At 44.0% G+C, this 25,629-nt stretch carries 20 protein-coding genes, 7 tRNA genes and 2 rRNA genes; 24 read left to right on the top strand and 5 right to left on the bottom strand.

The features are described from left to right. On the bottom strand, nucleotides 1-439 hold a 439-nt coding region (locus tag JKM87_RS14585; protein WP_202081095.1), incomplete at its 3' end, for an NADPH-dependent FMN reductase. Nucleotides 440-475: 36 nt separating this feature from the next. Next, nucleotides 476-1,369, bottom strand: a complete 894-nt coding sequence (locus tag JKM87_RS14580; RefSeq protein WP_202081094.1) for a hypothetical protein — start codon at nucleotides 1,367-1,369, stop codon at nucleotides 476-478. Between the two features lie 280 nt (nucleotides 1,370-1,649). On the opposite strand from JKM87_RS14580, the gene JKM87_RS14570 reads away from it, so the two are divergent. After that, nucleotides 1,650-2,150 carry a redoxin domain-containing protein gene (locus JKM87_RS14570; RefSeq protein ID WP_236838849.1) on the top strand — a complete coding sequence of 167 codons (501 nt, stop codon included), beginning with the start codon at nucleotides 1,650-1,652 and terminating at the stop codon, nucleotides 2,148-2,150. Nucleotides 2,151-2,227: 77 nt separating this feature from the next. Here JKM87_RS14570 and JKM87_RS14565 read toward each other — a convergent pair whose 3' ends face one another. Continuing rightward, nucleotides 2,228-2,599, bottom strand: a complete 372-nt coding sequence (locus tag JKM87_RS14565; protein WP_202081091.1) for a hypothetical protein — start codon at nucleotides 2,597-2,599, stop codon at nucleotides 2,228-2,230. Between the two features lie 14 nt (nucleotides 2,600-2,613). Next, complete coding sequence (vrrA, locus tag JKM87_RS14560) at nucleotides 2,614-3,141, bottom strand: VrrA/YqfQ family protein (protein ID WP_202081090.1); 528 nt, start codon at nucleotides 3,139-3,141, stop codon at nucleotides 2,614-2,616. 175 nt (nucleotides 3,142-3,316) lie between these two features. Between vrrA and rnjA the strand changes: the two genes are divergently transcribed. The 17 genes from rnjA to JKM87_RS14475 all read left to right on the top strand — a co-directional run bounded on the left by rnjA (nucleotide 3,317) and on the right by JKM87_RS14475 (nucleotide 19,625). Continuing rightward, the gene (gene rnjA / locus JKM87_RS14555; protein ID WP_336885189.1) at nucleotides 3,317-5,026 is read left to right on the top strand and encodes a ribonuclease J1; all 1,710 of its coding nucleotides are present in this window, start codon (nucleotides 3,317-3,319) and stop codon (nucleotides 5,024-5,026) included. A 146-nt stretch (nucleotides 5,027-5,172) separates the two neighbouring features. Continuing rightward, complete coding sequence (locus JKM87_RS14550; protein WP_202081089.1) at nucleotides 5,173-6,261, top strand: C40 family peptidase; 1,089 nt, start codon at nucleotides 5,173-5,175, stop codon at nucleotides 6,259-6,261. A 189-nt stretch (nucleotides 6,262-6,450) separates the two neighbouring features. Continuing rightward, entirely contained in the window at nucleotides 6,451-7,110 is a 660-nt protein-coding gene (locus JKM87_RS14545) for an NfeD family protein (protein WP_202081088.1), read from the top strand. 175 nt (nucleotides 7,111-7,285) lie between these two features. After that, nucleotides 7,286-7,897: a superoxide dismutase gene (locus tag JKM87_RS14540; RefSeq protein ID WP_202081087.1), complete on the top strand. Its 612-nt coding sequence runs from the start codon at nucleotides 7,286-7,288 to the stop codon at nucleotides 7,895-7,897. A gap of 164 nt (nucleotides 7,898-8,061) precedes the next feature. Beyond that, a complete protein-coding gene (locus JKM87_RS14535; protein WP_202081086.1) occupies nucleotides 8,062-9,300 on the top strand; it encodes an MFS transporter in 1,239 nt (412 codons plus the stop codon). 114 nt (nucleotides 9,301-9,414) lie between these two features. Beyond that, a complete protein-coding gene (locus JKM87_RS14530) occupies nucleotides 9,415-10,071 on the top strand; it encodes a potassium channel family protein (RefSeq protein WP_202081085.1) in 657 nt (218 codons plus the stop codon). Between the two features lie 74 nt (nucleotides 10,072-10,145). Beyond that, nucleotides 10,146-11,888 (top strand): peptidoglycan D,D-transpeptidase FtsI family protein, encoded by a 1,743-nt coding sequence (locus JKM87_RS14525; RefSeq protein WP_202081084.1) that lies wholly within the window; start codon nucleotides 10,146-10,148, stop codon nucleotides 11,886-11,888. A gap of 101 nt (nucleotides 11,889-11,989) precedes the next feature. Then, nucleotides 11,990-13,444 (top strand): spore germination protein, encoded by a 1,455-nt coding sequence (locus JKM87_RS14520; protein WP_202081083.1) that lies wholly within the window; start codon nucleotides 11,990-11,992, stop codon nucleotides 13,442-13,444. 209 nt (nucleotides 13,445-13,653) lie between these two features. Continuing rightward, nucleotides 13,654-13,738: transfer RNA gene (locus JKM87_RS14515), tRNA-Tyr, on the top strand. A gap of 5 nt (nucleotides 13,739-13,743) precedes the next feature. Then, nucleotides 13,744-13,819, top strand: a tRNA-His gene (locus JKM87_RS14510). 12 nt (nucleotides 13,820-13,831) lie between these two features. Then, nucleotides 13,832-13,906: transfer RNA gene (locus JKM87_RS14505), tRNA-Gln, on the top strand. Nucleotides 13,907-13,913: 7 nt separating this feature from the next. Then, a tRNA-Lys gene (locus JKM87_RS14500) sits at nucleotides 13,914-13,989 on the top strand. Between the two features lie 9 nt (nucleotides 13,990-13,998). Further along, a tRNA-Leu gene (locus tag JKM87_RS14495) sits at nucleotides 13,999-14,083 on the top strand. Nucleotides 14,084-14,158: 75 nt separating this feature from the next. Then, nucleotides 14,159-14,232, top strand: a tRNA-Gly gene (locus JKM87_RS14490). Nucleotides 14,233-14,236: 4 nt separating this feature from the next. Continuing rightward, nucleotides 14,237-14,313: transfer RNA gene (locus tag JKM87_RS14485), tRNA-Ile, on the top strand. A 489-nt stretch (nucleotides 14,314-14,802) separates the two neighbouring features. Beyond that, nucleotides 14,803-16,366, top strand: a 16S ribosomal RNA gene (locus JKM87_RS14480). 186 nt (nucleotides 16,367-16,552) lie between these two features. Further along, nucleotides 16,553-19,625: ribosomal RNA gene (locus JKM87_RS14475) — 23S ribosomal RNA — on the top strand. Together the 16S and 23S rRNA genes with 7 tRNA genes alongside form the textbook arrangement of a ribosomal RNA operon. A gap of 119 nt (nucleotides 19,626-19,744) precedes the next feature. Here JKM87_RS14475 and JKM87_RS14470 read toward each other — a convergent pair. Further along, on the bottom strand, nucleotides 19,745-20,260 hold the full coding sequence (locus JKM87_RS14470; protein WP_202081082.1) for a hypothetical protein: 516 nt from the start codon (nucleotides 20,258-20,260) through the stop codon (nucleotides 19,745-19,747). A gap of 255 nt (nucleotides 20,261-20,515) precedes the next feature. Between JKM87_RS14470 and JKM87_RS14465 the strand changes: the two genes are divergently transcribed. From JKM87_RS14465 to JKM87_RS14440, 6 genes are all read left to right on the top strand, one after another. Further along, entirely contained in the window at nucleotides 20,516-21,172 is a 657-nt protein-coding gene (locus tag JKM87_RS14465; RefSeq protein WP_202081081.1) for a CBS domain-containing protein, read from the top strand. Between the two features lie 187 nt (nucleotides 21,173-21,359). Then, on the top strand, nucleotides 21,360-21,572 hold the full coding sequence (locus JKM87_RS14460) for an alpha/beta-type small acid-soluble spore protein (protein WP_202081080.1): 213 nt from the start codon (nucleotides 21,360-21,362) through the stop codon (nucleotides 21,570-21,572). A 139-nt stretch (nucleotides 21,573-21,711) separates the two neighbouring features. After that, the gene (moaA, locus tag JKM87_RS14455; RefSeq protein WP_236838848.1) at nucleotides 21,712-22,734 is read left to right on the top strand and encodes a GTP 3',8-cyclase MoaA; all 1,023 of its coding nucleotides are present in this window, start codon (nucleotides 21,712-21,714) and stop codon (nucleotides 22,732-22,734) included. Between the two features lie 297 nt (nucleotides 22,735-23,031). Next, nucleotides 23,032-23,631 carry a 5-formyltetrahydrofolate cyclo-ligase gene (locus JKM87_RS14450; RefSeq protein ID WP_202081078.1) on the top strand — a complete coding sequence of 200 codons (600 nt, stop codon included), beginning with the start codon at nucleotides 23,032-23,034 and terminating at the stop codon, nucleotides 23,629-23,631. Nucleotides 23,632-23,660: 29 nt separating this feature from the next. Beyond that, the gene (locus JKM87_RS14445; RefSeq protein ID WP_202081077.1) at nucleotides 23,661-24,377 is read left to right on the top strand and encodes an NTP transferase domain-containing protein; all 717 of its coding nucleotides are present in this window, start codon (nucleotides 23,661-23,663) and stop codon (nucleotides 24,375-24,377) included. Continuing rightward, on the top strand, nucleotides 24,371-25,612 hold the full coding sequence (locus JKM87_RS14440) for a molybdopterin molybdotransferase MoeA (RefSeq protein WP_202081076.1): 1,242 nt from the start codon (nucleotides 24,371-24,373) through the stop codon (nucleotides 25,610-25,612). Before JKM87_RS14445 ends, JKM87_RS14440 begins: the two co-directional genes overlap by 7 nt. The last annotated feature ends 17 nt before the right edge of the window (nucleotides 25,613-25,629 follow it).

Below are 25,629 nucleotides of genomic sequence, written 5' to 3'. Positions count from 1 at the left end.
CATAAGATCTTGGCACACTCGGACTCGAAGGCAGCGGCCATGCATGCAGATTTCGACAAATTTGCTGAAGTGTATTAACGGTATTCGTTGCACCAAAGCCCCCACCTGCAGCTCCTAAAATAGCGACAACCTTACCTTCCATGTTTCTACCATCAATAAAATCTAAAGCATTCTTTAGAGCGCCAGATATACTTCCGTGATACTCAGGTGACGCTAAAATAAGACCATCGGCTTCATCCACCTTACGAGTAAAGGTATGGACGTTTTCAGGATAAGTTGCCCGATCATCGCGGCAGTCGAAGACGGGTAAAGGGAAATGCGCCAAATGGATGTGCTCCACCTGCACGTCTTCTTGCTTTGCGGCGTTAACCACGATATCCGTTGCGAGTTTTGTCTTTGACTCCGTATTCATGCTTCCAGTAATAGCTAGAATCTTCATAACCTTCATCCTTTCGCTTATACGTTACTGTTAAGACTATTGTCCTTCTTGTAAGCGCTCGATAATGTCCATATAGGTCTCTGTTTCTTCAAATGTATAAGTACCTACCCTTATTTTATCTTGGACTTGTAATGTAATAAAGAGCTCCTGTATCTCTTCAACACTTCTGGCTAATCCTTTTTCTGCTAAAAGCTCAGCTACTTCCTGACTGTTCATACCAGGTAGTATCGTAATCTGAATGCCATTGGCCCTGTTGTGGGTTGTGTGGCGTTCATGTTCGAGGTTTTCTTTTTCTTTCCCATCCATAGAAGATGAGTTTTCAACGACACGTGCTTGCCTATGTGTATATGTATGTAAAAACTCAGGCAGCTGACTCTGCCAAACATTTTCATTCTCAGTGTCTTCCTGATTAGGGGGGCTCTTTTCGTCATGGTTAGTCACGTTTGGTTGGTCGCGTTCGCTGTCATCATAACCTATAACCTGTTCACCATGAAAAGTGTGTATGATTGAGTCATTTGACCATAACCATATGAGAAGAAGTGTACAAAACACCAGTGTAGCATAAGTCAGCACGCGTTGCTGTGTAGGAATGAGTTGCTTACCTGTAAAATGAATAGCCTTAAACTGCCATGCCCATTTATGATAGGACAAGTACATCTCAATGTTATATTGTTCCCTCTTGTGGCACACGCATAACGTTACGGTAAGCCCATGTCGATGCTCTGTTATTTCATCTATGGAGCCATGTTTAATTAAGCGACATAACTTTTTAAATAACCTTTGAGTGTCAGATGGCACGGATGATAACAATGAACGAATGTGAGCATAATCACGTGACGTAAACGAGTGCTCATTTATAGGGGGATAGCTCATAGTTTGTTGCAACCGACTAAAAGGCTGACCGATCAAATGTATATATGTTGTATCCATGTGCACCCTCCCAAATCTACCTCATACTATTATCCTTGATCAACAGGCGATGGGTCAAGCATCGTCTCATAGTAGCCTATGGGTTAAACTTTGATTAACCTTTTCTACTTTGTTTGAATCACCTTTTTACGTTGTTTGAATATTGAGTACATTTTTAAAATTAGTATATAATAAATTTTATAAGCTAAATGTTTGTAATTTGCTATGAGCATAGTATAATATTTAAATAGACGAGCCCAAACCTCGTCTTACATACTCAAGCAAAAGGAGGAGGTATACGATGCCAAAAGGTGCAACAGAAACAAGAACACTAAAAGTTGGCGACAAAGCGCCTGACTTTACACTACAAGCCACTGGCGATCGTACCGTTTCATTGTCTGATTACCAAGGCAAGAAAAACGTATTTATCGCATTCTATCCACTAGATTGGACACCTGTCTGAGGAGCGCAAATGCCTTCATACGAGGACGATCTTCCTCGTTTTGAAGAGTATGATACCCAAGTTTTGGGTATTAGCGTTGACAGTGTACACAGCCATAACGCATGGCAAAAGTCTATCGGTGGTATTTCTTATCCATTACTAGCGGACTTCTATCCACATGGAGAAGTATCTGAAAAGTTCGGTGTATTCCGCACGAACAAAGATGAACCCGCTTATGGTGCATCTGAACGTGCTCTTATCATCATCGATAAAGAAGGTATTGTCCAATTTATCGATGTTCACCCAATTGGGGAACAACCGGATAACGAAGAACTATTCGAAGTGTTACGTAAATTATAATCACGTAATATAAAAAAAGGGCGTATACCATCTTATGGGTGTACGCCTTTTTTTTAACGCAATTATCTTATTATGTTTTATTTTTCAATACATTTTTGCTTCCCAACATACTCCGGATATCTGTATTCCGTTGTGGGATCTTCGTAGATGTATGGTTGATGAGGAATGGGCATCTGCTGATAAGGGTTATATTGTTGGTAGTTCCACATAGGATTGAGGTACCCATAATTACTATGATCATATTGATATGGATAAGCATCAGGGTCAGGGTAATACATCGTACCTGGATGAAGTGTACTGTGCTGATTTTGTGGATAAACTGGATATTGTGGTTGTATAGGAAACGTTTGGTGTGGGTATTGTTGCGGATATTGATTAGGTTGCTGTGGCATCGTTGGGTACTGGTTGGGATAACGAGGACGTGCTCCTCCTCCAAATAAAAAGCCCATAACGATCTCCTCCATTAATCTTTTTTACGTTTGGCCTTCGTTGCTCTTTTTTTACGCTTTTTCATTTTCCTTTTATTTGTTTTCGCTCTTTTTCTTTTGGGTGATTTCTTTTTGCTTTCCGAGGAATCTTCCTCCTGTATCGTATCGTCTTCTTCATCATCATCTAAAGATAAATCCTCAAGGTTAAAATTTTTAAGAAGTTGCACCATGGGACTAATATTTTTGGCTACTTCACCCGCTTGATTAACTGCGCCGATCAGTTTTTGGGCATTTGACAACAGGCCTGGGATGTCTAGTGTACCACTCCCTCCCGTTAGACCCTGTAATAAGCCACCTAATCCCGGGGGAGTGCCTCCTGATCCACCAGGTCCTGCAAACGGCCCGCCGAAGGAACCACCAGGATGACCTGGAAACGGAGGCCTAGGTCCCATGCCCGTGAAAGATTGGGGGGGTCCCCCTTGACCTGGAGGAAAAGAACCGGGAGATTGACCTTGTAAGAATCCTATTTGTTGACCGTATCGACTTTTTTTGGTTTTTCGCATCTTATTCCTCCCTTCATTGAAAGCCCTTCTACATAAAAATATGTATGCGTGGAGGCGGATGTGCGCTTTAACTAGAAATATAGGCGTTATGGAAAAACTACAAATGTGATGCGTTTTAAAGTATAATGAGAAATAATGACGGAACAGACGAATTTTTAAACTTGGAGTTGAGAATGTGAAAAAAGATACAGTGAAAGTGTTCGCTCTAGGCGGACTCGACGAGATCGGAAAAAACATGTACGCCATTGAGTACAAAGATGAAATTGTAGTGATTGATAGTGGGCTCAAGTTCCCTGAAGAAGACATGCCAGGGATTGATCTCATTATTCCAGATATTAATTATTTGGTTGAAAATCAGCATAAAGTAAAAGGCATTTTCCTAACGCACGGACATGAGGATCATATTGGTGGCTTACCCTATATCCTCAAATTAATAAACGTACCCCTGTATGGAGAGCGTTTAACACTTGGGCTTGTAAGGGCTAAGCTTGAGGAAAATGGATTGTTACGATCAACAAAGCTATTGCCTTTTACAAACAAGGATATGATTAAGTTCAAACACCTGGCTGTGAGCTGTTTCAGGACGAACCACAGTATTCCTGATTCAATCGGTGTTGTGGTCCATACACCAGAGGGCCCGATCGTTCATACAGGTGACTTTAAATTCGACTTTTCTCCAGTAGCCAATAGTACGGACTACGCCAAATTAGCAGCATTAGGAGACAAGGGTGTGCTCGCGCTTCTTTCTGATAGTACCAATAGTGAACGTCCAGGTTATACGGGGTCGGAGCAAAAAGTAGGTGCCTCTTTATTAGACGTATTTCAGAAAACGAGCGGCAGAATTTTATTTGCCACTTTTGCCTCCAATGTGTATCGTCTCCAACAGGTCGTTGAAGCAGCCGTACACCACAACCGTAAAATCGCCGTTTTTGGACGTAGTATGGAGAAAGTCTTCCAGATTGGACAGGAGTTAGGCTATATAAGAGTACCTAAAGGCACACTAGTGGAAGGGGACGAGGTTAATCGTATACCTGACCACAAACTCGTGATCATCTGTACGGGAAGTCAGGGAGAGCAGATGGCCGTCTTAGCAAGAATTGCGAGAGGGCAACATCGTCATATCCAGTTGACACCGAATGACACTGTCGTGTTCTCTTCTTCTCCTATTCCAGGGAACACACTTAATGTGAACCGTATCATTGACCAACTGTTCCGTTTAGGTGCAGATGTGATATATGGAAAGGGCTTTGATATTCACGCTTCGGGACACGGTAGTCAGGAAGATCAAAAACTGATGTTGCAGTTTCTAAAACCGAAGTATTTTATTCCCATCCATGGTGAGTATCGGATGTTGGCCAAGCATAGTGAGATTGCACAGGAAGTTGGCGTGAAAGGGGATAACTGCTTCTTACTAGAAAATGGCGACGTGTTAAATATGACGAGAGAAAATGCATACCTCGGAGATAAGATTCCATCCGGTTCACTTCTTGTAGATGGTCATGGAGTGGGGGATGTGGGTAATATTGTGCTACGTGATAGAATGAAACTTTCCGATGATGGCCTTATTGTCATTGTCATGACCATTGACATGAAAAACTTCCGATTATTATCAGGACCAGACGTCATTTCACGCGGATTTATCTTTGTCCGTGAATCGACAGACCTTATCAAAGAAACAGAGTCAAGAGTTAAGTCTTTGGTACAAGACCTTATGGATCAAAAAGTGAGAAGTTGGGCCAACATCAAATCACAAGTCATAGACCAAATTGCACCGTTTATCTATAAAAAAATTCAAAGAAGGCCTATGATTATTCCAATCATCATGGAAGTGAACGAAGCTCACCTTCAATCCTCAAAGGAAAATAACAAGAACGTGAAGCAGTAACCACTGTAGAAACAACATAAAAAATTTTAGGATGAAATCACTCTTTTTTACAGAACCTAAGATGACTCAGAAGAGTTTGAAAAAGGTTCTTACGAAAGGGTGATTTTTATATGCTTGTAAAAAGATCTTTCTGTCTATTTCTAGTCATGGTTATGACATTAGTCGGTTGTGGAAATGACTTAGGCCAAGGTCAAAGAAATCAAGATCCATCTATACAGCAACAAAATCAACAAGGACGTGGCCAAGGTCAACAAGGACAAGGTGGCCAAGGCCAAGGTCAACAAGGCCAACAGGGACGTGGTCAAGGACAAGGCCAGCAAGACCAACAAGGGAAAGGCGGTCAAGGGCAAGGTCAGAAAGGACGCGGCCAAGGCCAGGATGAGAACGAACAACAGGTTGAAGGTAATAATGATTTGGATCAGTTAGATGTTGTCATTGATGATTCAGCAGCTGAGGAAGTAGAGTCATTGACAAAAAATAATCTAAGATATGTATCATTTGAGTCAGTACTCGATACTTTAAATTTTGAAGTGCGTCGACGCGAGAATGACGTTGTTGCCGGTTACACCGATATTATTTACAGAGTAGAGAAAAATTCAAATCAAGCCGAAGCTGAAGGGGAGGCCGTGATACTACCGGAACCCGTCTTTAACCACCAAGGGCTAACCTTCATTTCTGTGACTTCCTTACAAGCACTCATGGGCGATGAGTATGACATAAGTGAAGCAGAGAACCAATTGGTCATTACGACATTATCGGAAGATGAATTCGGGTTTCCAGGAAACGAGGATTTTAGTGACGTATTAGAAAATGAAGAGGAAGATGAACCCGTACTGTCTCGCTCAGACGCGAACGATGTTGTCAGAACGGCGTACAAGTATCGTGGAAAGCCTTATGATTTTGGTGCAAAAACAGGCAATACATCCGAATTTGATTGTTCTTCCTTAACCCAATACGCCTTTGGGGCCAACGGGATTTACATTCCTCGAACTTCGAGACAACAAGCCAAACAAGGTCGATATGTCCCAGTCTCAGAATTAAAAAGAGGGGACCTTGTGTTCTTTAACTGGCCAGGAAGATATAGCAGTGACAATATAGTCGGACATGTAGGTATCTACGTGGGGAAAGGATACATCATCCATGCCACCCCTAACCGTGGTGTTCATGTACTCAATGCAGCCAAATCAAGTTATTGGAGAAAGACGTACCTTGGAGCAAAAAGAATTAGTTCTTAGCCGATAAACCGACTAATGTTGATGGGAAAACAGGTCTTATTTATAGGCCTCAGATTACAGGGAAGACCTCTTTTGAACCAGCAGGTTAATGGTTTAGAAGAGGTTTTTTAATGATTGACACAAGTATTTCATTGAAACATTTATTAAACGATAGCGTATTAGTATAATAAAAGGGAAGGAGGGGTATTGATGGATTTTCTAACTGAGTTTATTATGTTACCTGCAGGTGGTTTCTTAATTGTTTTACTCGGCGCACTATTCCTATTTGCTGAAGTTCTCGTCAAAGGGCGTTTTATTTTCGGTTTACTCGGCTTTACACTGATTAGTTCATATTTTATGGTACATATACAAGAAGGAATGGCCTTATGGATGGTGCTTACATTCATAATAGGGATATCACTCGTGGTATTAGATGGTAAGTTTATTGGCGACGGAACCTTGGGTGGATTAGGTTTAATCGTGATGTTAATGTCTTTAGCTATACCTTCACCGACTATTCTCTACGGTGTGGTGATTGTGTTTGCTTTTATATTTGGAACAGCAAGTGCTTTACTCTTCTTAAAATTTTTCCCAAGAAGAGATTTGTGGTCAAAGCTTGTCCTCAAGGATACTTTATCAAGTGAGGAAGGGTATAACTCACTATCTGATGAATATAAACAACTTATTGGGTTAGAGGGAGAGGCCCTAACAGATTTTCGACCAAGTGGGACGGTTAAGGTCGGAGGAAAAACATATAGTGCTGTGACTCAGGGTACATGGATTAAGAAAGGGTCCAGACTAAAAGTCAGTGAAGTCAACGGTACCCGTATACTCGTTCAACTGATAGAGGATGAACAAACAGATGAATAAAGTTATTAAACATTTATGTTTAGAAAATGTTGATAAACATTGATCTTATCGTTATAATAGAATTACAACAGGGGATGGAGAATTATGGATGCCACCTGTTGTGTCTATTGTCAATGGCTGGGATATGACTCCCAGGTAGGATCAATAATATAAAATACATAGGAGGAATGTAGAGATGGCAAAACATGAACTACCAGCTTTACCTTATGCTCATGACGCACTAGAACCTCACATTGATGCACAAACAATGGAAATTCACCATGGCAAACACCATGCTACTTATGTTAACAAGCTAAACGACGCTTTAAGCGACTATGCAGATCTTCAAAGCAAGTCTGTTGAAGATTTAGTTAAAGATTTAAATGCAGTACCTGAAGCGATTCGTGGTGCTGTTCGCAACAACGGTGGCGGACACGCAAACCATACATTGTTCTGGCAGATCATGAGCCCTAATGGAGGCGGAGAGCCTACTGGTGCTATTGGAGAAGCCATTAACAAGAAGTTCGGTAGCTACGATAAATTCAAAGAAGAATTTAAAAATGCTGCCCTTACTCGTTTTGGTAGCGGCTGGGCGTGGCTTGTCGTTAACAATGGAGAGCTAGAAGTCACTAGCACACCAAACCAAGACAACCCACTTACTGAAGGCAAGACACCTTTACTAGGCGTTGATGTTTGGGAACACGCCTATTACCTAAAATATCAGAACAAGCGCCCTGATTACGTGTCTGCTTTCTTTAACGTGATTAACTGGGATGAAGTAAACAAGCGATTTGAAGCAGCGAAGTAAGCTCGCTTTAAAACGAAAACCCTAGAAAAATAATTTCCTTAAAATAACTTTTCTTTTTCACCGTATTAAAAGACTTGAGGCCCTGCCTCGGGTCTTTTTATTTGCATAGAAAAGGGGGAGGATTGGAGAAAATAAAGCTGACTCTTCGGGAAAGGAGAGAAAGCATGCACCATCGTAAAATGCAAACACATACCCTACACAAATTTTTCTTCGGGAACGTTGAAATAAGCAGAGAATTAAAATTACTGCTTTTTATCGGGGGGTTATATGCACTCAGCACCGCATTATCTAATACGTTTGTGAACGTCTATATATGGAAACAACAAAATGATTACATCACGATTGCATTGTTTAACCTTTTCATTGTCATTGCCCAGCCATTAGTTTTTATAATCGCTGGGCGGTGGGCGAAACAGGTCGACCGCATCATTGTGTTAAGGTTAGGGGTATTTTTTCTCTCCATATTCTATCTAGTCGTGCTCTTGCTTGGAACTTTAGCCACAAAGTTTGTAATACTGCTTGGGGTTTTATTAGGAATAGGGTTTGGCTTTTATTGGTTAGCCTTTAATGTACTGACGTTTGAGATTACGGAGCCTGACACCCGAGACATATTTAATGGTTTTTTCGGTTTATTAGGGTCCTTTGCAGGGATGATTGGCCCTTTTTTAGCGGGATTAATTATCACTAAGATGGAAAACTTGAAAGGCTACACCCTCATATTCGCTTTATCTTTAGGTTTTTTTGTGATTGCTGTTATTCTGAGTTTTTTTCTAAAGCGTCGTTCAGCCGAAGGAAAATTTGTTTTAAAGAATGTCATTCGCTTAAAAAATATTGGGCCAAATTGGCGTGGCATTCTACTCGGCAATCTTGCCCAAGGGCTTAGAGAAGGGTCCTTTCTTTTTTTGATTACGATTTGGGTATTTGTTGCGGCCGGTAATGAACTGGCTTTAGGGACTTTTAGCTTGGTCACTTCAACAGTCGCCTTTATTTTTTATTACATCACAGGACGCTTTCTCTCCAAGAAGTTTAGAATAAGATCTGTCCTGTTTGGATCTATCATATTAGGTTTGGCTGTTTGGATTATTGCTTTTAACCTAACCTTTACAAAATTAATGATCTACGGTGTAATCGCATCAATTGCTTACCCTATCTTAATCGTCCCTTTTGTGTCCATGACCTATGATGTTATTGGCAAAGCAAAAAACGCCGCTGATTGGCGAATCGAATACGTTGTTGGAAGAGAAATATTTGTTAATATAGGGCGCATTATCAGTATCCTGCTCTTTATGCTGATAATGACCTTGTTTGATGAGAAAAAAGCGCTTCCGTATTTTATACTCTTTTTGGGTCATGTTCAAATACTCATTTACTTTTTCATTCGCAAAATAAAGATGGAAGACTAATCCCTCATTTAGCCATACATGCTATGAGGGTTTTCCTTTTTTAATTAAACATTCTTCTTACTTGGCAATTCCCCTTTCCAAAGGTAAAATATTTGTAAAGGGGATGAATATAAGTTGAAGAAGCAATTTGCAGTTATTGGTTTAGGACGATTTGGTGGAAGTATATGCCAAACATTAGCGGAAATAGGACATGAAGTTTTAGCTATTGATATACAGGAAGAACGGATTAACGACTTTGCTTCAATTGCTACACAAGCGATTCGGTGTGATACAACCGATGAACAAGCACTAAGAGAATTAGGTGTCCGTAACTTTGACCACGTCATCGTTGCGATTGGAGAAAATATTCAAGCTAGCATCTTAACAACCCTGATACTGAAGGACCTAGAAGTACCCTATATCACGGTAAAGGCCCAAAATGATTATCATGAGAAGGTGCTCTCCAAGATTGGCGCCACTAAGGTCATTCATCCGGAACGGGATATGGGTGTTCGGTTTGCCCATAATCTAATATCAGAAAATGTACTTGAATTTATAGAGCTATCCCAGGATCATAGTTTAGTGGAGATTATCGCCAGTGAAAAGATGGTTGGAAAGACACTTCTCGATTTAGATATTCGGGCCAAATACGGTTGTAACATCATGGCTATTAAGTCTGAAGACCACCTGAACATCTCCCCGCGAGCTGAAGACATCATTAAAAAAGGGGATTTACTGGTCGTCATCGGTTCAAACCGAGATATCTCTAAGCTTGAAGAGAATGAAACTTAAGAACGAGAAAGTATCCTATGACAGGATATCTCGTATATCTCGTTCGAGGAAATTATGACTAAGAGGTGGTTGTCTTGCAGCAGAAAAAAACACCCAAATCGTTATCATTTAGATTAAATATATTATTTTTAGTGACTTTTGTTCTCTTTTCAGCCTTAGTTTTTAGATTAGGTTTCCTGCAAATCGTACATGGGGAAGAGTATCGAGAAATGACGGAAAGGCAAAATGCCCAACGTATTTCTGTTGAGGCACCACGAGGATGGATGCTGGACCGTAACGGAGAGGTACTTGTTTATAATACCCCCGTGTACACTTTAACCTATACAGAAACCTTCAATATCAATAACCTTGAAATCGAAGTACTCGCTCAAAACTTGGCGCAGCATATTGATATGGAACCTGAAGATATCAAAGCGAGGTTAGCTAGAAATGAGGGTCTAAGTCATACCATAAAAAGAGGACTCACATTCAAAGAAGTATCTCAAATTCAAGAAAACCTTGAAAGCTTACCAGGCATTGACGTCATTGTTGACCCTGAACGAGAATATCGCTACGATAACCTGTTCAAAAGCTTCTTAGGAAGTGTAGGGAACATTTCTGCAGAAGATTGGGGGTACTACGCCTCTAGAGGGTATCGGATGAACGAGAAGGTCGGTCGAAGTTACCTCGAGGAGCATTATGAAGAACAGCTAAGAGGGACGGAAGGCACCATTGAGATCCCTGTTGACCGTCAGCAGCGTCCTTTAGGAGAACCTGAGCTCACACCAGGCCAGAGAGGAAATGACCTTGTACTTACCATCGACTTAGAGTTACAACAAGCCATCGAAGAGAGTATACAGAAACTAAAAGAAGACTTTGATAATGTCAATGACGCTTTTTTCGTGGCCATGGACCCTCATACAGGCGAAATATTAGGCATGTCTAACGACGTTCGCACAGTCGGTGCGGGGAGAACGTCTTTCGCATCAGGTTCAACTGTCAAAATGGCGACAACGTTGATGGGATTACATGAGGGGCTTGTGACTGAAACTGAACGTATCAACGATACAGAAATAACAATAGGAAATATTAGAAAAAGTTCATGGAAAAACTTAGGCCCGGTCAATGCCTATCAAGCCATTCAGCAATCATCCAATGTCTATATGTTCAGAATTGGACTAAGACTTATCAACGAGGTGGGCTTAAGCCAAGCCTTTGATACGGCCTATAATTACTTTTCACAATTCGGCTTGGGCGTCGAGACGGGGATTGACTTGCCTAATGGCGTAGAATTTGACGGTTATAAGAGTAGTCGAGAGCTTCCAGGCTTATTAGTAGACTACATGATCGGACAGTATCATAACTATACCCCTTTACAATTAGCACAGTATGTTTCGACCATAGCTAATGGTGGGTATCGCATGCAACCGTATTTGGTCAAAGAGATACGTCGAGAGGCCACTTCCGAAGATGAACTCGGCCAAGTCGTCACACGTCGTGAACCAAAAGTATTAAATCGGATCGATATGAGTGATGAACACATTGAAATGATGCAGCAAGGCATGGAAATGGTGACGGAACCTGGTGGTACAGCGTCAGATTTTGCCGACTTTAAAGTGAAGGTGGCCGGTAAAACGGGGACAGCCCAAACAGAAGATCGTGACCTCAACAATACATTGTTTGTGGGTTATGCACCAGCTGATAACCCTCAGATTGCTTTCGCCAGTGTCGTGCCTAAGTCTCAAGAAACGTGGTCTGGCGGTGAACGAAGTCCTCATGCTCGAATTATAGCCAGAGAAATCTTAGAATCTTACTTTGGAGTAAAAGAAGAGGAATAAATTCTAAAAATAACTGCTATAGTACAGCATTTTTTGTGATGTTGCATGATTTAAAACAACTCCTTGCATACTAAGGGAAGTATGGAAGGAGTTGTTTTGTGATGGCAACGAAACGCCCGGTGTCTAAGAGCTTCGAAGAAAATATAGCGTACTTACAGAAAGCCTTGCGTGTAGACGATAGCTTTGATGTGATTCATCATAAGCTCGTTTATGCCGACCGTAAGTTTGGTTTATTCTTCGTTGATGGTTTTACCAAAGATGATGTGATGTTACAGATCATGCGTGATCTTGGTCGTCTAGAACCTAGGGATTTAAGACATGACCCTATAGACGTTTTGATGCAAAAGAAAATTCCTTACATAGAAGTGGAAACAACACAAGACATAGAGAATGTTATTAAGCAGGTGTTATCAGGGCAAGCCGCTTTTATCATTGAAGATACAGATACGGCTATTTTATTAGATGTCAGAACTTATCCTGTACGCTCCCCAGATGAGCCAGATACTGAGCGGGTTGTTCGTGGACCTAGAGACGGTTTTGTTGAAACGTTAGTCTTTAATACAGCACTTATACGTAGAAGAATACGTGATCGCTCCTTAGTTATGGATTATTTGCAAGTGGGGAGACGGTCCAAGACCGATATTGTCGTTTCGTATGTTGATAGCATTGTAGACAAGGAATTAGTCAAAAGAATAAAAAAAGGTCTACAGAACATAGAACCTGATGGCTTATCGATGGGGGAGAAGACGATCGAAGAGTATATATTTGGTCGGCATCTTAACCCCTACCCAGTTGTAAGGTATACTGAGAGGCCAGATACGGCTAGTACACATCTTCTTGAAGGACACGTACTGATCGTGGTTGATGGTACACCCGGTGTGATGATATGCCCTACGACGTTCTGGCAGCATTTAGAGCATGCTGAAGAGTATCGGCAGAAACCACTCGTCGGTGCATTCCTAAGATGGGTTCGATTCGCAGCGGTACTGGCATCTTTATTTCTTCTTCCATTATGGTACATATATGCCACGAATACTGAACTCCTAGTTGAACGATGGCAGTTCATCGGACCAGAAAAAGTCGGACACGTATCACTTATCTGGCAGTTTCTCATAGCTGAGGTGGGGCTTGAAGTATTACGGATGGCTGCCATACACACGCCTAATGCATTGGCCACAGCGTTGGGGCTAGTGGCAGCAATACTGATCGGTGAAGTCGCCATTGAAGTGGGATTATTCTCTTATGAAGTCATACTGTATGTAGCGATAGCGGCTACGAGTACTTTTGCCACACCGAGTTATGAGCTCAGTTTAGCGAATCGGTTATTCAGGATATTCTTTTTACTGGCAGGTGCATTTTTCGGAATATGGGGCCTTGTGGTTTCAATCCTATTTTGGTTGATCACCCTGACCTCAACAAAAACGCTCAATGCACCGTATCTTTGGCCGTTCATCCCTTTTAATGGAAAAGCAATGTTACAAGTACTATTCAGATCTCCAGTCCCACTTAAGAGGGAGAGGCCTGATATACTCAATGTGAGTGATAAGGATAAGTAACTTTAAGACTCAGAAAAAACGTAAGAAATCTTGGTTAAAAGAAACTTTAGCAAGGGCTGAAGTTTCTTTTTATTTACCCTTGATTTTTCTTTCAGAGGATGTTATATTATTCATTGTCGCTTCAACGAATACAACATAAATATTTACTTTTTGACAACACCGTCAATCCGTGTTAATATCATGAAGTGTTTTGACAAGTTTATTTATTTGGAGGGGTAGCGAAGTGGCTAAACGCGGCGGACTGTAAATCCGCTCCCTCTGGGTTCGGGAGTTCGAATCTCTCCCCCTCCACCATTATGGCGGCTATGGCGAAGTGGTTAACGCATCGGATTGTGGCTCCGACACTCGTGGGTTCGATTCCCACTAGTCGCCCCATGACTTTTTTGATGGGCTATAGCCAAGTGGTAAGGCAACGGACTTTGACTCCGTCATGCGCTGGTTCGAATCCAGCTAGCCCAGCCATTTATGTGAGCCATTAGCTCAGCTGGCAGAGCATCTGACTTTTAATCAGAGGGTCGAAGGTTCGAATCCTTCATGGCTCACCATTTATATATGCGGGTGTGGCGGAACTGGCAGACGCGCTAGACTTAGGATCTAGTGCCTTCGGGCGTGGGGGTTCGACTCCCTTCACCCGCACCATATATTTGTTTTTAATTTTTTAGGCTATCTTTTATTTAGAACGCCAAATACAATATTATAACTTGCTTTGCTTTTGCGGGTGTAGTTTAGTGGTAAAACCTCAGCCTTCCAAGCTGATGTCGTGGGTTCGATTCCCATCACCCGCTCCATTGTGGGCCTATAGCTCAGCTGGTTAGAGCGCACGCCTGATAAGCGTGAGGTCGGTGGTTCGAGTCCACTTAGGCCCACCATAATTTAATTTAAAAAAGTTGTTGACGCACATCAACCTGCTATGTTATGATGGTTTTTGTCGCCGCGAAAAGCGCGGTTGTCTTAACAACAAGAAACACAAAATATCAGCTAATGAGGCAACACATTGTTGCGACACCGATTTTTAGCTGATAACTAAAAGGAACATCTGCTAACACCATCACGTCCTGTGACAACACAGATGCTTGTCCATCCATGGGCGTCAGAACCTTGAAAACTGAACAAAGCAATGTCAAGCGTGCATACCATTCTTTATCCAGCTTATAATTAGCGCTTCGGAGTCACCTTTGAGCGCAGCTCGAGTGACGAAGATGTGTTAATCATAAGCAGGGAAACCAATGGGTCCGACAAAACAGGATCTCAACGCTGAGAAATCAGCCGTTGAAACAAATTAATTGCACTTGAAGCGATTCCTTCGTTGATTGAATCATCAGCACAAGTGCAACTAAGCGATTACAAATCGTAAATTTTATTTGGAGAGTTTGATCCTGGCTCAGGACGAACGCTGGCGGCGTGCCTAATACATGCAAGTCGAGCGAGTGAAACTGACAGAAGCCTTCGGGTGGACGACAGTGGATCTAGCGGCGGACGGGTGAGTAACACGTAGGCAACCTGCCCGTAAGACGGGGATAACTCCGGGAAACCGGGGCTAATACCGGATGATGCTAGGGATCGCATGATCCCCAGCTGAAAGGTGGCTTAGGCTACCACTTACGGATGGGCCTGCGGCGCATTAGCTAGTTGGTGAGGTAAAGGCTCACCAAGGCAACGATGCGTAGCCGACCTGAGAGGGTGATCGGCCACACTGGGACTGAGACACGGCCCAGACTCCTACGGGAGGCAGCAGTAGGGAATCTTCGGCAATGGGCGAAAGCCTGACCGAGCAACGCCGCGTGAGTGATGAAGGTTTTCGGATCGTAAAACTCTGTTGTTAGGGAAGAACAAGTACCGTTTGAACAAGGCGGTACCTTGACGGTACCTGACGAGAAAGCCCCGGCTAACTACGTGCCAGCAGCCGCGGTAATACGTAGGGGGCAAGCGTTGTCCGGAATTATTGGGCGTAAAGCGCGCGCAGGCGGTCTCTTAAGTCTGATGTGAAAGCCCACGGCTCAACCGTGGAGGGTCATTGGAAACTGGGGGACTTGAGTGCAGGAGAGGAAAGTGGAATTCCACGTGTAGCGGTGAAATGCGTAGAGATGTGGAGGAACACCAGTGGCGAAGGCGACTTTCTGGCCTGTAACTGACGCTGAGGCGCGAAAGCGTGGGGATCAAACAGGATTAGATACCCTGGTAGTCCACGCCGTAAACGATGAGTGCTAGGTGTTAGAGGTTTCGATACCTTTAGTGCCGACGTTAACACAATAAGCACTCCGCCTGGGGAGTACGGCCGCAAGGCTGAAACTCAAAGGAATTGACGGGGACCCGCACAAGCAGTGGAGCATGTGGTTTAATTCGAAGCAACGCGAAGAACCTTACCAGGACTTGACATCCCGATGCTACCTCTAGAGATAGAGGGTTCTCTTCGGAGACATCGGTGACAGGTGGTGCATGGTTGTCGTCAGCTCGTGTCGTGAGATGTTGGGTTAAGTCCCGCAACGAGCGCAACCCTTAATCTTAGTTGCCAGCATTCAGTTGGGCACTCTAAGGTGACTGCCGGTGACAAACCGGAGGAAGGTGGGGATGACGTCAAATCATCATGCCCCTTATGTCCTGGGCTACACACGTGCTACAATGGACAGTACAACGGGTAGCGAAGCCGCGAGGTGGAGCCAATCCCAAAAAGCTGTTCTCAGTTCGGATTGTAGGCTGCAACTCGCCTGTATGAAGTCGGAATTGCTAGTAATCGCGGCTCAGCATGCCGCGGTGCATACGTTCCCGGGTCTTGTAAACACCGCCCGTCACACCACGAGAGTCTGTAACACCCGACGTCGGTGAGGTAACCTATGGAGCCAGCTGCCTACGGTGGGACAGAGGATTGGGGTGAAGTCGTAACAAGGTAGCCGTATCGGAAGGTGCGGCTGGATCACCTCGTTTATATGGTGTCTTTACAGACTATAGCTTTATCCAGTAAGGGCCGTCGGTTCACGATTTGACACTTTGTTCAGTTTAGAGGGTTTTGATAACCTCAAAACTATGTTCTTTGAAAACTAGATAACATTGAAGAAGAGTTTCACCGGGTATCGCAAGATACCCAATAGAGAGTGCGAGGATCTCTTTGTAGGTTAAGCTACGAAGGGCGCACGGTGAATGCCTTGGCGCTAGGAGCCGAAGAAGGACGGGACGAACACCGATATGCCTCGGGGAGCTGTAAGTAAGCATCGATCCGGGGATTTCCGAATGGGGAAACCCACTGCCCCTCATCGGGTAGTATCCATCTCTGAATCTATAGGAGATGAGAAGGCAGACCAGGGGAACTGAAACATCTCAGTACCCTGAGGAAGAGAAAGCAAAAGCGATTCCCTGAGTAGCGGCGAGCGAAACGGGAACAGCCCAAACCAACGCGCTAGCGTGTTGGGGTTGTAGGACGTTCCATTGGAGTGAGAAAGGACGAGAGTAGGCGAAGCAATCTGGAACGATTGGCCAAAGAGTGTAACAGCCACGTAGCCGAAACTTTCGTCCCTCCGGGACGGATCCTGAGTACGGCGGGACACGTGAAACCCCGTCGGAATCCGGGAGGACCATCTCCCAAGGCTAAATACTCCCTAGCGACCGATAGTGAACCAGTACCGTGAGGGAAAGGTGAAAAGCACCCCGGGAGGGGAGTGAAATAGAACCTGAAACCGTGTGCCTACAATTAGTCGGAGCCCGTTTTATGGGTGACGGCGTGCCTTTTGTAGAATGAACCGGCGAGTTACGATGACGTGCAAGGTTAAGTTGGGAAAACGGAGCCGCAGCGAAAGCGAGTCTGAATAGGGCGTACAGTACGTCGTCGTAGACCCGAAACCGTGTGATCTACCCATGTCCAGGGTGAAGTTCAGGTAACACTGAATGGAGGCCCGAACCCACGCATGTTGAAAAATGCGGGGATGAGGTGTGGGTAGGGGTGAAATGCCAATCGAACACGGAGATAGCTGGTTCTCCCCGAAATAGCTTTAGGGCTAGCCTCGGATGATGAGTATTGGAGGTAGAGCACTGATTGGACTAGGGGCCCCTACCGGGTGACCGAATTCAGTCAAACTCCGAATGCCAGATACTTTAATCCGGGAGTCAGACTGCGAGTGCTAAGATCCGTAGTCGAGAGGGAAACAGCCCAGACCATCAGCTAAGGTCCCAAAGTGTATGTTAAGTGGGAAAGGATGTGGAGTTGCTTAGACAACCAGGATGTTGGCTTAGAAGCAGCCATCATTTAAAGAGTGCGTAATAGCTCACTGGTCGAGTGACTCTGCGCCGAAAATGTACCGGGGCTAAACATACCACCGAAGCTATGGATCGTGTCGTCTTCACTACTTCTTTGAAGGCAATATAGTGAAGGCACATTCGCCAAACCCAACATTTATGTTTTTTTTAAGATGTGGGATGGCTGGGTTTGGCTAAATGCTTTTTAGCTAAACGATCACTTCGAAGGGGAAGTGAAGACGACACTGTGGTAGGGGAGCGTTCTAAGGGCCTTGAAGCCAGACCGGAAGGACTGGTGGAGCGCTTAGAAGTGAGAATGCCGGTGTGAGTAGCGAAAAGACAAGTGAGAATCTTGTCCGCCGAAAATCTAAGGTTTCCTGAGGAAGGCTCGTCCGCTCAGGGTTAGTCGGGACCTAAGTCGAGGCCGAAAGGCGTAGACGATGGATAACAGGTCGATATTCCTGTACCACCTTAAGCCGTCTGAGTGATGGGGTGACGCAGGAGGGTAGGGAGAGCGTGCGACGGGAAGTGCACGTCCAAGCAGTGAGGCCGAAGCGTAGGCAAATCCGCGCTTCATGAGGCTGGGCTGTGATGGCGAGTGAAAATAGCAGTAGCGAAGTCCCCGATCTCACACTGCCAAGAAAAGCCTCTAGCGAGGCGATAAGGTGCCCGTACCGTAAACCGACACAGGTAGATGAGGAGAGAATCCTAAGGCGCTCGGGAGAACTCTCGTTAAGGAACTCGGCAAAATGACCCCGTAACTTCGGGAGAAGGGGTGCTCTTTCGGGTGTATAGCCTGAGAGAGCCGCAGTGAAAAGGCCCAAGCGACTGTTTAGCAAAAACACAGGTCTCTGCGAAGCCGCAAGGCGAAGTATAGGGGCTGACGCCTGCCCGGTGCTGGAAGGTTAAGGGGATGAGTTATCCATTAGGAGAAGCTTTGAACCGAAGCCCCAGTAAACGGCGGCCGTAACTATAACGGTCCTAAGGTAGCGAAATTCCTTGTCGGGTAAGTTCCGACCCGCACGAAAGGCGTAACGACTTGGGCACTGTCTCAACGAGAGACCCGGTGAAATCATACTACTCGTGAAGATGCGAGTTACCCGCGACAAGACGGAAAGACCCCATGGAGCTTTACTGTAGCCTGATATTGGATTCTGGTATCGTTTGTACAGGATAGGTGGGAGCCAGAGAAACCGGACCGCTAGGTTCGGTGGAGGCATTGGTGGGATACCACCCTAACGGTATTGGAATTCTAACTCACGCCCGTGATCCGGGTGGAGGACAGTGTCAGGTGGGCAGTTTGACTGGGGCGGTCGCCTCCTAAACAGTAACGGAGGCGCCCAAAGGTTCCCTCAGAATGGTTGGAAATCATTCGCAGAGTGTAAAGGCACAAGGGAGCTTGACTGCGAGACCTACAAGTCGAGCAGGGACGAAAGTCGGGCTTAGTGATCCGGTGGTTCCGCATGGAAGGGCCATCGCTCAACGGATAAAAGCTACCCTGGGGATAACAGGCTAATCTCCCCCAAGAGTCCACATCGACGGGGAGGTTTGGCACCTCGATGTCGGCTCATCGCATCCTGGGGCTGAAGTAGGTCCCAAGGGTTGGGCTGTTCGCCCATTAAAGCGGTACGCGAGCTGGGTTCAGAACGTCGTGAGACAGTTCGGTCCCTATCTGTCGCGGGCGCAGGAAATTTGAGAGGAGCTGTCCTTAGTACGAGAGGACCGGGATGGACACACCGCTGGTGTACCAGTTGTTCCGCCAGGAGCATAGCTGGGTAGCTAAGTGTGGAAGGGATAAGCGCTGAAAGCATCTAAGCGTGAAGCCCCCCTCGAGATGAGATTTCCCATACCGTCAAGGTAGTAAGACCCCTTATAGATGATGAGGTAGATAGGTTCGAGGTGGAAGCGTGGTGACACGTGAAGCTGACGAATACTAATCGGTCGAGGGCTTAACCTCAACACACTCACAAGTGAAACTCTTCAACGGTTATCTAGTTTTGAGAGAACAAAACCTCTATACGTAAAAAGGTTGGAACAGTGATTATGTGTTCCAACCTTTTTTTATGGTTGAGAAAATTATTGCGGTGATGATTTTGGCATTGTCACATGTACGTATTGATCGGGAGAGTTAAATCCCTCTTCTGAAGGAGATAAAACCAAATTGAACGTTAAGTTGCTTGTATTGATTACATTCTCTGAAAAGTGAACTTCATAAGTGAACGGATACCCAGAATCATGTTCATGAGTGCTTGACGTTTGTTGTAAGTCTGTGATTTTATCAGCAAGTAGAATATCATGTCCATCATCAAGCGTGTAGTAGAGCGTGTGAACATCAGCACTGACCCATCCACGAATTTTGTAGGTATTGTCTTTGGCCTTTGTCACGCTAACATCTTTTATAAGAGCGGTGTTCTGACTTGTTTCTGTTGCACGTGATGTTATTTCTTGTGCCTGAATAGGGGATAAACCCATTAGAGCCATGGCACTATAAGTCATCAGAAGGATGATCAATACATAACGATGGAGCAGAAAATTGTTGTCCTCTTTTGGTATATGACGAAGATATGTTCGTAGACGAGAAATGTTAGGCATAAGGTCCCCCCTTATTCATGATACAAGCTTACACTTTATCAATATGTCATATGTGCGTATCGTATGTTTAATAAACTTAATTCATACACTGGAGTTGTATTGAATAATGTCAATTTCACCTATATTGGTGTCTCACCTGTCTTTTTATCAATATTCTTTAAAAATAAAAGGAAAACAGAACTTGTCATCGAACATAAAGTATACACAAAATTAATATAATGAAATTTAGTCTAGGGGAAAAAGGAGGAGAGTTCCATGAATGCCACGGTGTATATGGTGCCACTGAGTAAGCTTGATTTCGTCAAAGAAGGCGATTCAGTGCAACATACCTTAGAACTCATGCAAAAAGGTTCCTATAAGACATTACCCGTTGTCAGTGAACAGAATCATTTTGTAGGTGTGATTCACGAAGTAAAGCTGTATGAGGCGTTTTTCTATAACGAAGTCGAAAAGGACGAATTCCTTAAAGCTGAAATTCGCCCCCTCGTGAGCTATAAGATACAATCTATAGAGAAACACACAGATTTTATTGAAGTGATTCTAAAAATGGAGAAGATGGATATTCATTTTTTACCTGTCCTAGATCAAGATCACCGTTTTCTAGGCATCGTAACAAGAAATAAAATATTTGAAGCGTTTGAGTCTGCTTTTGGTTATAACCAAGATGGCTATCTGATTGAGGTCGTAGCCATTGACGTGAAAGGACAACTGGCCAGGTTAGCTAAAGCCATATCGGATACAGGCTCTAACATCGTTAGTATCGTTCAATTTGATTTGTCTGTCGCTAATTTAGAACGTATTATTGTCAAAGTACAAGCGGACAATGTTGATGAAGTTTTGACCAACATAGCCAACGAAGGATTTAGAGTCACAAATCATAAATTTATTCCACGCTTAAAAAAAGCTGAATGACACGTCTTTGCTAGTCTAAATATTCCTCCTATCGTTCTCATTTAAAATTTTTTAATGGATCAATGAATAAAACCTCCTTCGATATCAAATATTAAGAATCCACTAATCAGTGGGGGTCAGGTGTTTACACAACATGGATAGTAAACAACTGGCTTGAAAAAAGTGAGAATAAGGAGGAATTATTGTCATGGCACAACAAAACAGAAGCAACAACAGCAACCAATTACTAGTACCAGGAGTATCTCAAGCTCTAGACCAAATGAAGTTTGAGATTGCTCAAGAGTTCGGTGTACAACTAGGAGCCGACACAACTTCTCGTGCTAACGGTTCAGTAGGTGGAGAAATTACAAAACGCTTAGTACAAGTGGCTGAGCAACAACTTGGTGGATCAGCTCAGTAATTGTTTAAGTTAAATCTATATTAAAAGAAGACGGCCCGGTAGTTTACTATCGGGTCGTCTTTTTTATTACAGGCTTGGTTAAAGACAATGGGCTTTATCATATGATACACTGATGGAAAAGGTGAGGGGAGAGTGGAAGATGGAGCACCAAAAACCAAAAGATCAATTGAACCGTCCACTCCGTGATTTGAGATTATCTGTGACCGACAAGTGTAACTTTAGGTGCCAATACTGTATGCCGGCTGAAATATTCGGACCAGATTACCCATTCTTACCTCAGAACCAGTTATTAAGTTTTGAAGAGCTAACCCGTTTAAGTAAGGTTTTCGTATCACTTGGGGTTGAAAAAATAAGAATAACAGGTGGAGAACCGCTCATGAGGCGTGAACTACCCAACCTGATCCATATGATCAATCAAATACCTGGCGTAAAAGATATAGCCATGACAACAAACGGTTCTTTACTAACGAAGTATGCCCATGGCCTTGCACAAGCGGGTCTTAACCGCGTAACAATATCACTGGATAGTCTAGATGAAGACCGTTTTGCTGACATGAATGGGCGAGGTTATGCTGTGCAGACAGTGCTTGACGGTATTGAGGCTGCAGAACAAGCGGGTTTAGGTATCAAGATTAATATGGTGGTACAAAAAGGAAAAAATGACCAAGATATCCTTCCGATGGCTAAATACTTCAAAGACAAAGGCCATACTTTACGTTTCATTGAGTATATGGATGTGGGTAATACAAACGGCTGGAAGCTTGATCATGTCTACCCTAGCCGTGATATCGTACAGATCATTGATCAACAGTACCCACTTGAGGCAGTAGAACCTCATTATTATGGAGAAGTAGCGAATCGATATCGTTACAAAGGGACCAACACAGAAATTGGGTTTATTTCTTCTGTAACAGAAGCCTTCTGTTCTACTTGTACGCGAGCTCGCGTGTCGGCGGAAGGGAAAATGTACACGTGTTTATTCGCATCCTCCGGTTATGATTTAAGATCACGCCTTAGAAGCCAAGATTCAGATCAAATGATCGCTACTTATATCAGAGACATTTGGGGGCAGCGTCACGATCAGTACTCTGTTGATAGAGTCAAACAAACACGAACCAACAAGAAAACGAAAAAAGTGGAAATGTCGCATATCGGAGGATAGCATAGAGGGATGCTTGTACAAACGGTAAACCTTTGGCAATAGGACATACGTTTGGTTAGGAAACAGTTAAAAGAGAGTGGGAACCACTCTCTTTTTCCAGTCCAAGCCGTCGATTATCCACTGGTAGAGACACTTCGTTCCTTATTACTGATCTCAAGCTGCTTACGTTGTTGGCGTGTTAAAGTCCAACCCCGAGTCTTCTCTACTACAGTATATTAGGTGCTGTACTTTTGGTGACAAACAAATGAAAAAGCGGTAACATAACAGTAATGGATGCATTTCAAAAGGATGAGAGCAATGACATACATAGATAAAAAAACGTGGCGCAAGAAGATGCTACAAAAACGAGAGGCGATGTCACATAGCCAATGGCAGGAAAAGTGTGCGGATATTCATCATCGTTTATTTACTCACCCAGTTTGGATCAATAGCCAACACGTAGCCCTGTATTATGCCGTTAATAAAGAAGTTAATACACAGGATATTATGAAAAGGGGTTGGGCAGAGGGGAAGCACATATACTTACCCAAGTGCGAGCCTGATAAAAAGCAGCTTTTATTCTCCAAGGTCGAGTCTGAAGCTGATTTGACTGGCTTATTTTACGGTATACCAGAACCCGATCCTAATATTGCTCAACCGTTAGACGTTCATCAATTGGATCTCATCATTGTGCCTGGCTTGGTATTCGATCAACAAGGTTTTCGGATTGGTTACGGTGGGGGTTACTATGATCGTTTTCTAAGTGGCCTGATTCAAGAAGATGACATGTCCCGGGAAATGAAATCAGTGTCCCTTGCCATGTCATTTCAAGTCGTGCCAACTGCTTTGCCGCATGATTCCTATGATATACCTGTAGATATGATACTAACGGAAAACAGAACACTGACCTGTGTTTGAGAGTAACGCTAGGGAAGGGAGTTAGTCATGTGAGAGAAAGCGACAGGGTTAAAGGCACCAGCCCAAAGAGCACACAGCCAGAGTGGGGATGTATCCTTCTAGCCGGTGGCCAAAGCCAAAGAATGGGGACATCTAAAGCACGTTTACCCGCAACGGAGGGTGACACCGTGCTTGAGTATATGATTCGTCAAGTACAGGGATTATACTCGCCTATCGTTGTGATGACAAACAAACAAGATATAGAATACTTTGCCTCAACATTAGCATTGAATCCCGAAATTTCCTTCGTCCTTGATGAAGAAGCGTTTCAGCTTCAGGGGCCACTCGCAGGGATGTATACAGGGATGAATGTCCTTCAGGCACAATGGTATCTGGTTCTTGCTTGTGACATGGTCTTTGTGGATCACCCATTTTTGTTCCACTTCAAACAGTTCGTATCCGATAGAAACTTAGTATCCCAAAGCACTTTAGAGTCGAAAAAATACAGCGTTTATATCCCTGTTTCTGACAATAAACGGCTACAACCTTTAGTGGGTTGCTATCGATACTGTGCCCCGACCATAGAAGCTTTGCTACAGAACGGCAAAAGAAGTATGAAGGCGTTACTCTCCGAGCTTAGTGTCTACGATATCAAGCCGAATGAATGGCAGCATTGGACGACGCAAAGTGACCCATTTTATAACATGAATTACCCTGAGGACTACGCATATTGGCGATTGACGTTGGAGGAGGAGACAAGATGGTAGAACAGAGAATCCCTATTCCTGTGGAGGAAGCCATAACGAGAGTCAAAAACCGAACAAAACGCAACCCTATTGAAAGTGTACCACTCGAGATGGCTGATGGCCGTGTTTTAGCTGAAGATTTAATTGCAGACCATCCCATCCCTTCTTTCGATCGATCAGCTTTTGATGGCTTTGCCATTCGTGCGGAAGATACCGCGCAGGCAAGCTTCGAGAACCCCATCACATTAAAAGTGGTCGATGATATTGGAGCAGGTGCTGTTAGCGACAAAACACTTGGGGAAAAAGAAGCCATTCGTATTATGACAGGCGCACAGATACCGTCTGGGACGACCGCCATTCTAGCCTTAGAACTGAGTGAAACATTTGAAAACACTGGTGAAACCTGGGTCAGGGTTAATCGCCCAGTTGCGCGTAACAGCCACATTTCACGCCAAGGGGAAGATACAGACCAAGGGGAGATTATCGCTAGAAAAGGGCGCCGTATTACGGCTGGTGAGATGTCCATGCTGGCGACCTTCGGTTATGCACAGGTTAACGTATATCGCCAACCCGTTGTGGGCATCTATGCCACGGGGACCGAGTTACTCCCTGTTGATGCGCCACTCACGCCTGGAAAGATACGTAACAGTAATTCCTATATGCTACAAAGCCAGGTGCGCGCCTTAGGGGCTATTCCAAAGTATTACGGTATTCTACCGGATGATTATGACCTGTGTTTACAAAAAGTCAGGGACACCTTAGAAGAAGTGGATTTTCTAATGACAACGGGCGGTGCATCTGTGGGAGATTTTGACTACGTACAAGACATTATGCGGGAGCTAGATGCACATGTCTTATTCAATAAAGTGTCCATGCGACCTGGTAGTGTGACGACCGTATCCACGGTAGGAGATAAGTGGTTGTTTGGACTCTCCGGCAATCCGGCTGCGTGTTATGTTGGTTTTGAACTTTTCGCCCGACCTGTACTTAAGACCGCATTAGGATCGGAGGAATTAGAGTTGCCACGGTCTAAGGCTGTACTCGCTCATGATCTGAAGAAACCCAACCGCTTTACGCGTTTCGTCCGGGCCAAAGCTTCTTACAACGGATCACAGGTTACTGTCCAATCCGTCGGGTTAGATAAGTCGGGTGTAGCCTCAGCGTTAGTCGAAGCGAACGTGTTACTCATCGTGCCCCCTAATCAAGAGGGATATAAGGCTGGAGAAGAGCTAGACGTCATGTGGCTAGACAGATAGCCTAGCAAAAGGAGCGA

Origin of the sequence: Caldalkalibacillus salinus, assembly GCF_016745835.1 — a bacterium.
GTDB lineage: Bacteria > Bacillota > Bacilli > Caldalkalibacillales > JCM-10596 > Caldalkalibacillus_A > Caldalkalibacillus_A salinus.
Note: the sequence above shows the minus strand (reverse complement) of the source record. Positions and strands in the feature narration are given on the sequence as shown.

Coding starts and splice junctions, on each gene's coding strand:
- moaA (WP_236838848.1), top strand. CDS start 21,712: ATGGAGCACCAAAAACCAAAAGATCAATTGAACCGTCCACTCCGTGAT.
- JKM87_RS14440 (WP_202081076.1), top strand. CDS start 24,371: ATGGTAGAACAGAGAATCCCTATTCCTGTGGAGGAAGCCATAACGAGA.
- JKM87_RS14535 (WP_202081086.1), top strand. CDS start 8,062: ATGCACCATCGTAAAATGCAAACACATACCCTACACAAATTTTTCTTC.
- JKM87_RS14580 (WP_202081094.1), bottom strand. CDS start 1,369: ATGGATACAACATATATACATTTGATCGGTCAGCCTTTTAGTCGGTTG.
- JKM87_RS14545 (WP_202081088.1), top strand. CDS start 6,451: ATGGATTTTCTAACTGAGTTTATTATGTTACCTGCAGGTGGTTTCTTA.
- JKM87_RS14540 (WP_202081087.1), top strand. CDS start 7,286: ATGGCAAAACATGAACTACCAGCTTTACCTTATGCTCATGACGCACTA.
- JKM87_RS14465 (WP_202081081.1), top strand. CDS start 20,516: ATGAATGCCACGGTGTATATGGTGCCACTGAGTAAGCTTGATTTCGTC.
- JKM87_RS14460 (WP_202081080.1), top strand. CDS start 21,360: ATGGCACAACAAAACAGAAGCAACAACAGCAACCAATTACTAGTACCA.
- JKM87_RS14550 (WP_202081089.1), top strand. CDS start 5,173: ATGGTTATGACATTAGTCGGTTGTGGAAATGACTTAGGCCAAGGTCAA.
- JKM87_RS14470 (WP_202081082.1), bottom strand. CDS start 20,260: ATGCCTAACATTTCTCGTCTACGAACATATCTTCGTCATATACCAAAA.
- JKM87_RS14450 (WP_202081078.1), top strand. CDS start 23,032: ATGACATACATAGATAAAAAAACGTGGCGCAAGAAGATGCTACAAAAA.
- JKM87_RS14565 (WP_202081091.1), bottom strand. CDS start 2,599: ATGGGCTTTTTATTTGGAGGAGGAGCACGTCCTCGTTATCCCAACCAG.
- JKM87_RS14520 (WP_202081083.1), top strand. CDS start 11,990: ATGGCAACGAAACGCCCGGTGTCTAAGAGCTTCGAAGAAAATATAGCG.
- vrrA (WP_202081090.1), bottom strand. CDS start 3,141: ATGCGAAAAACCAAAAAAAGTCGATACGGTCAACAAATAGGATTCTTA.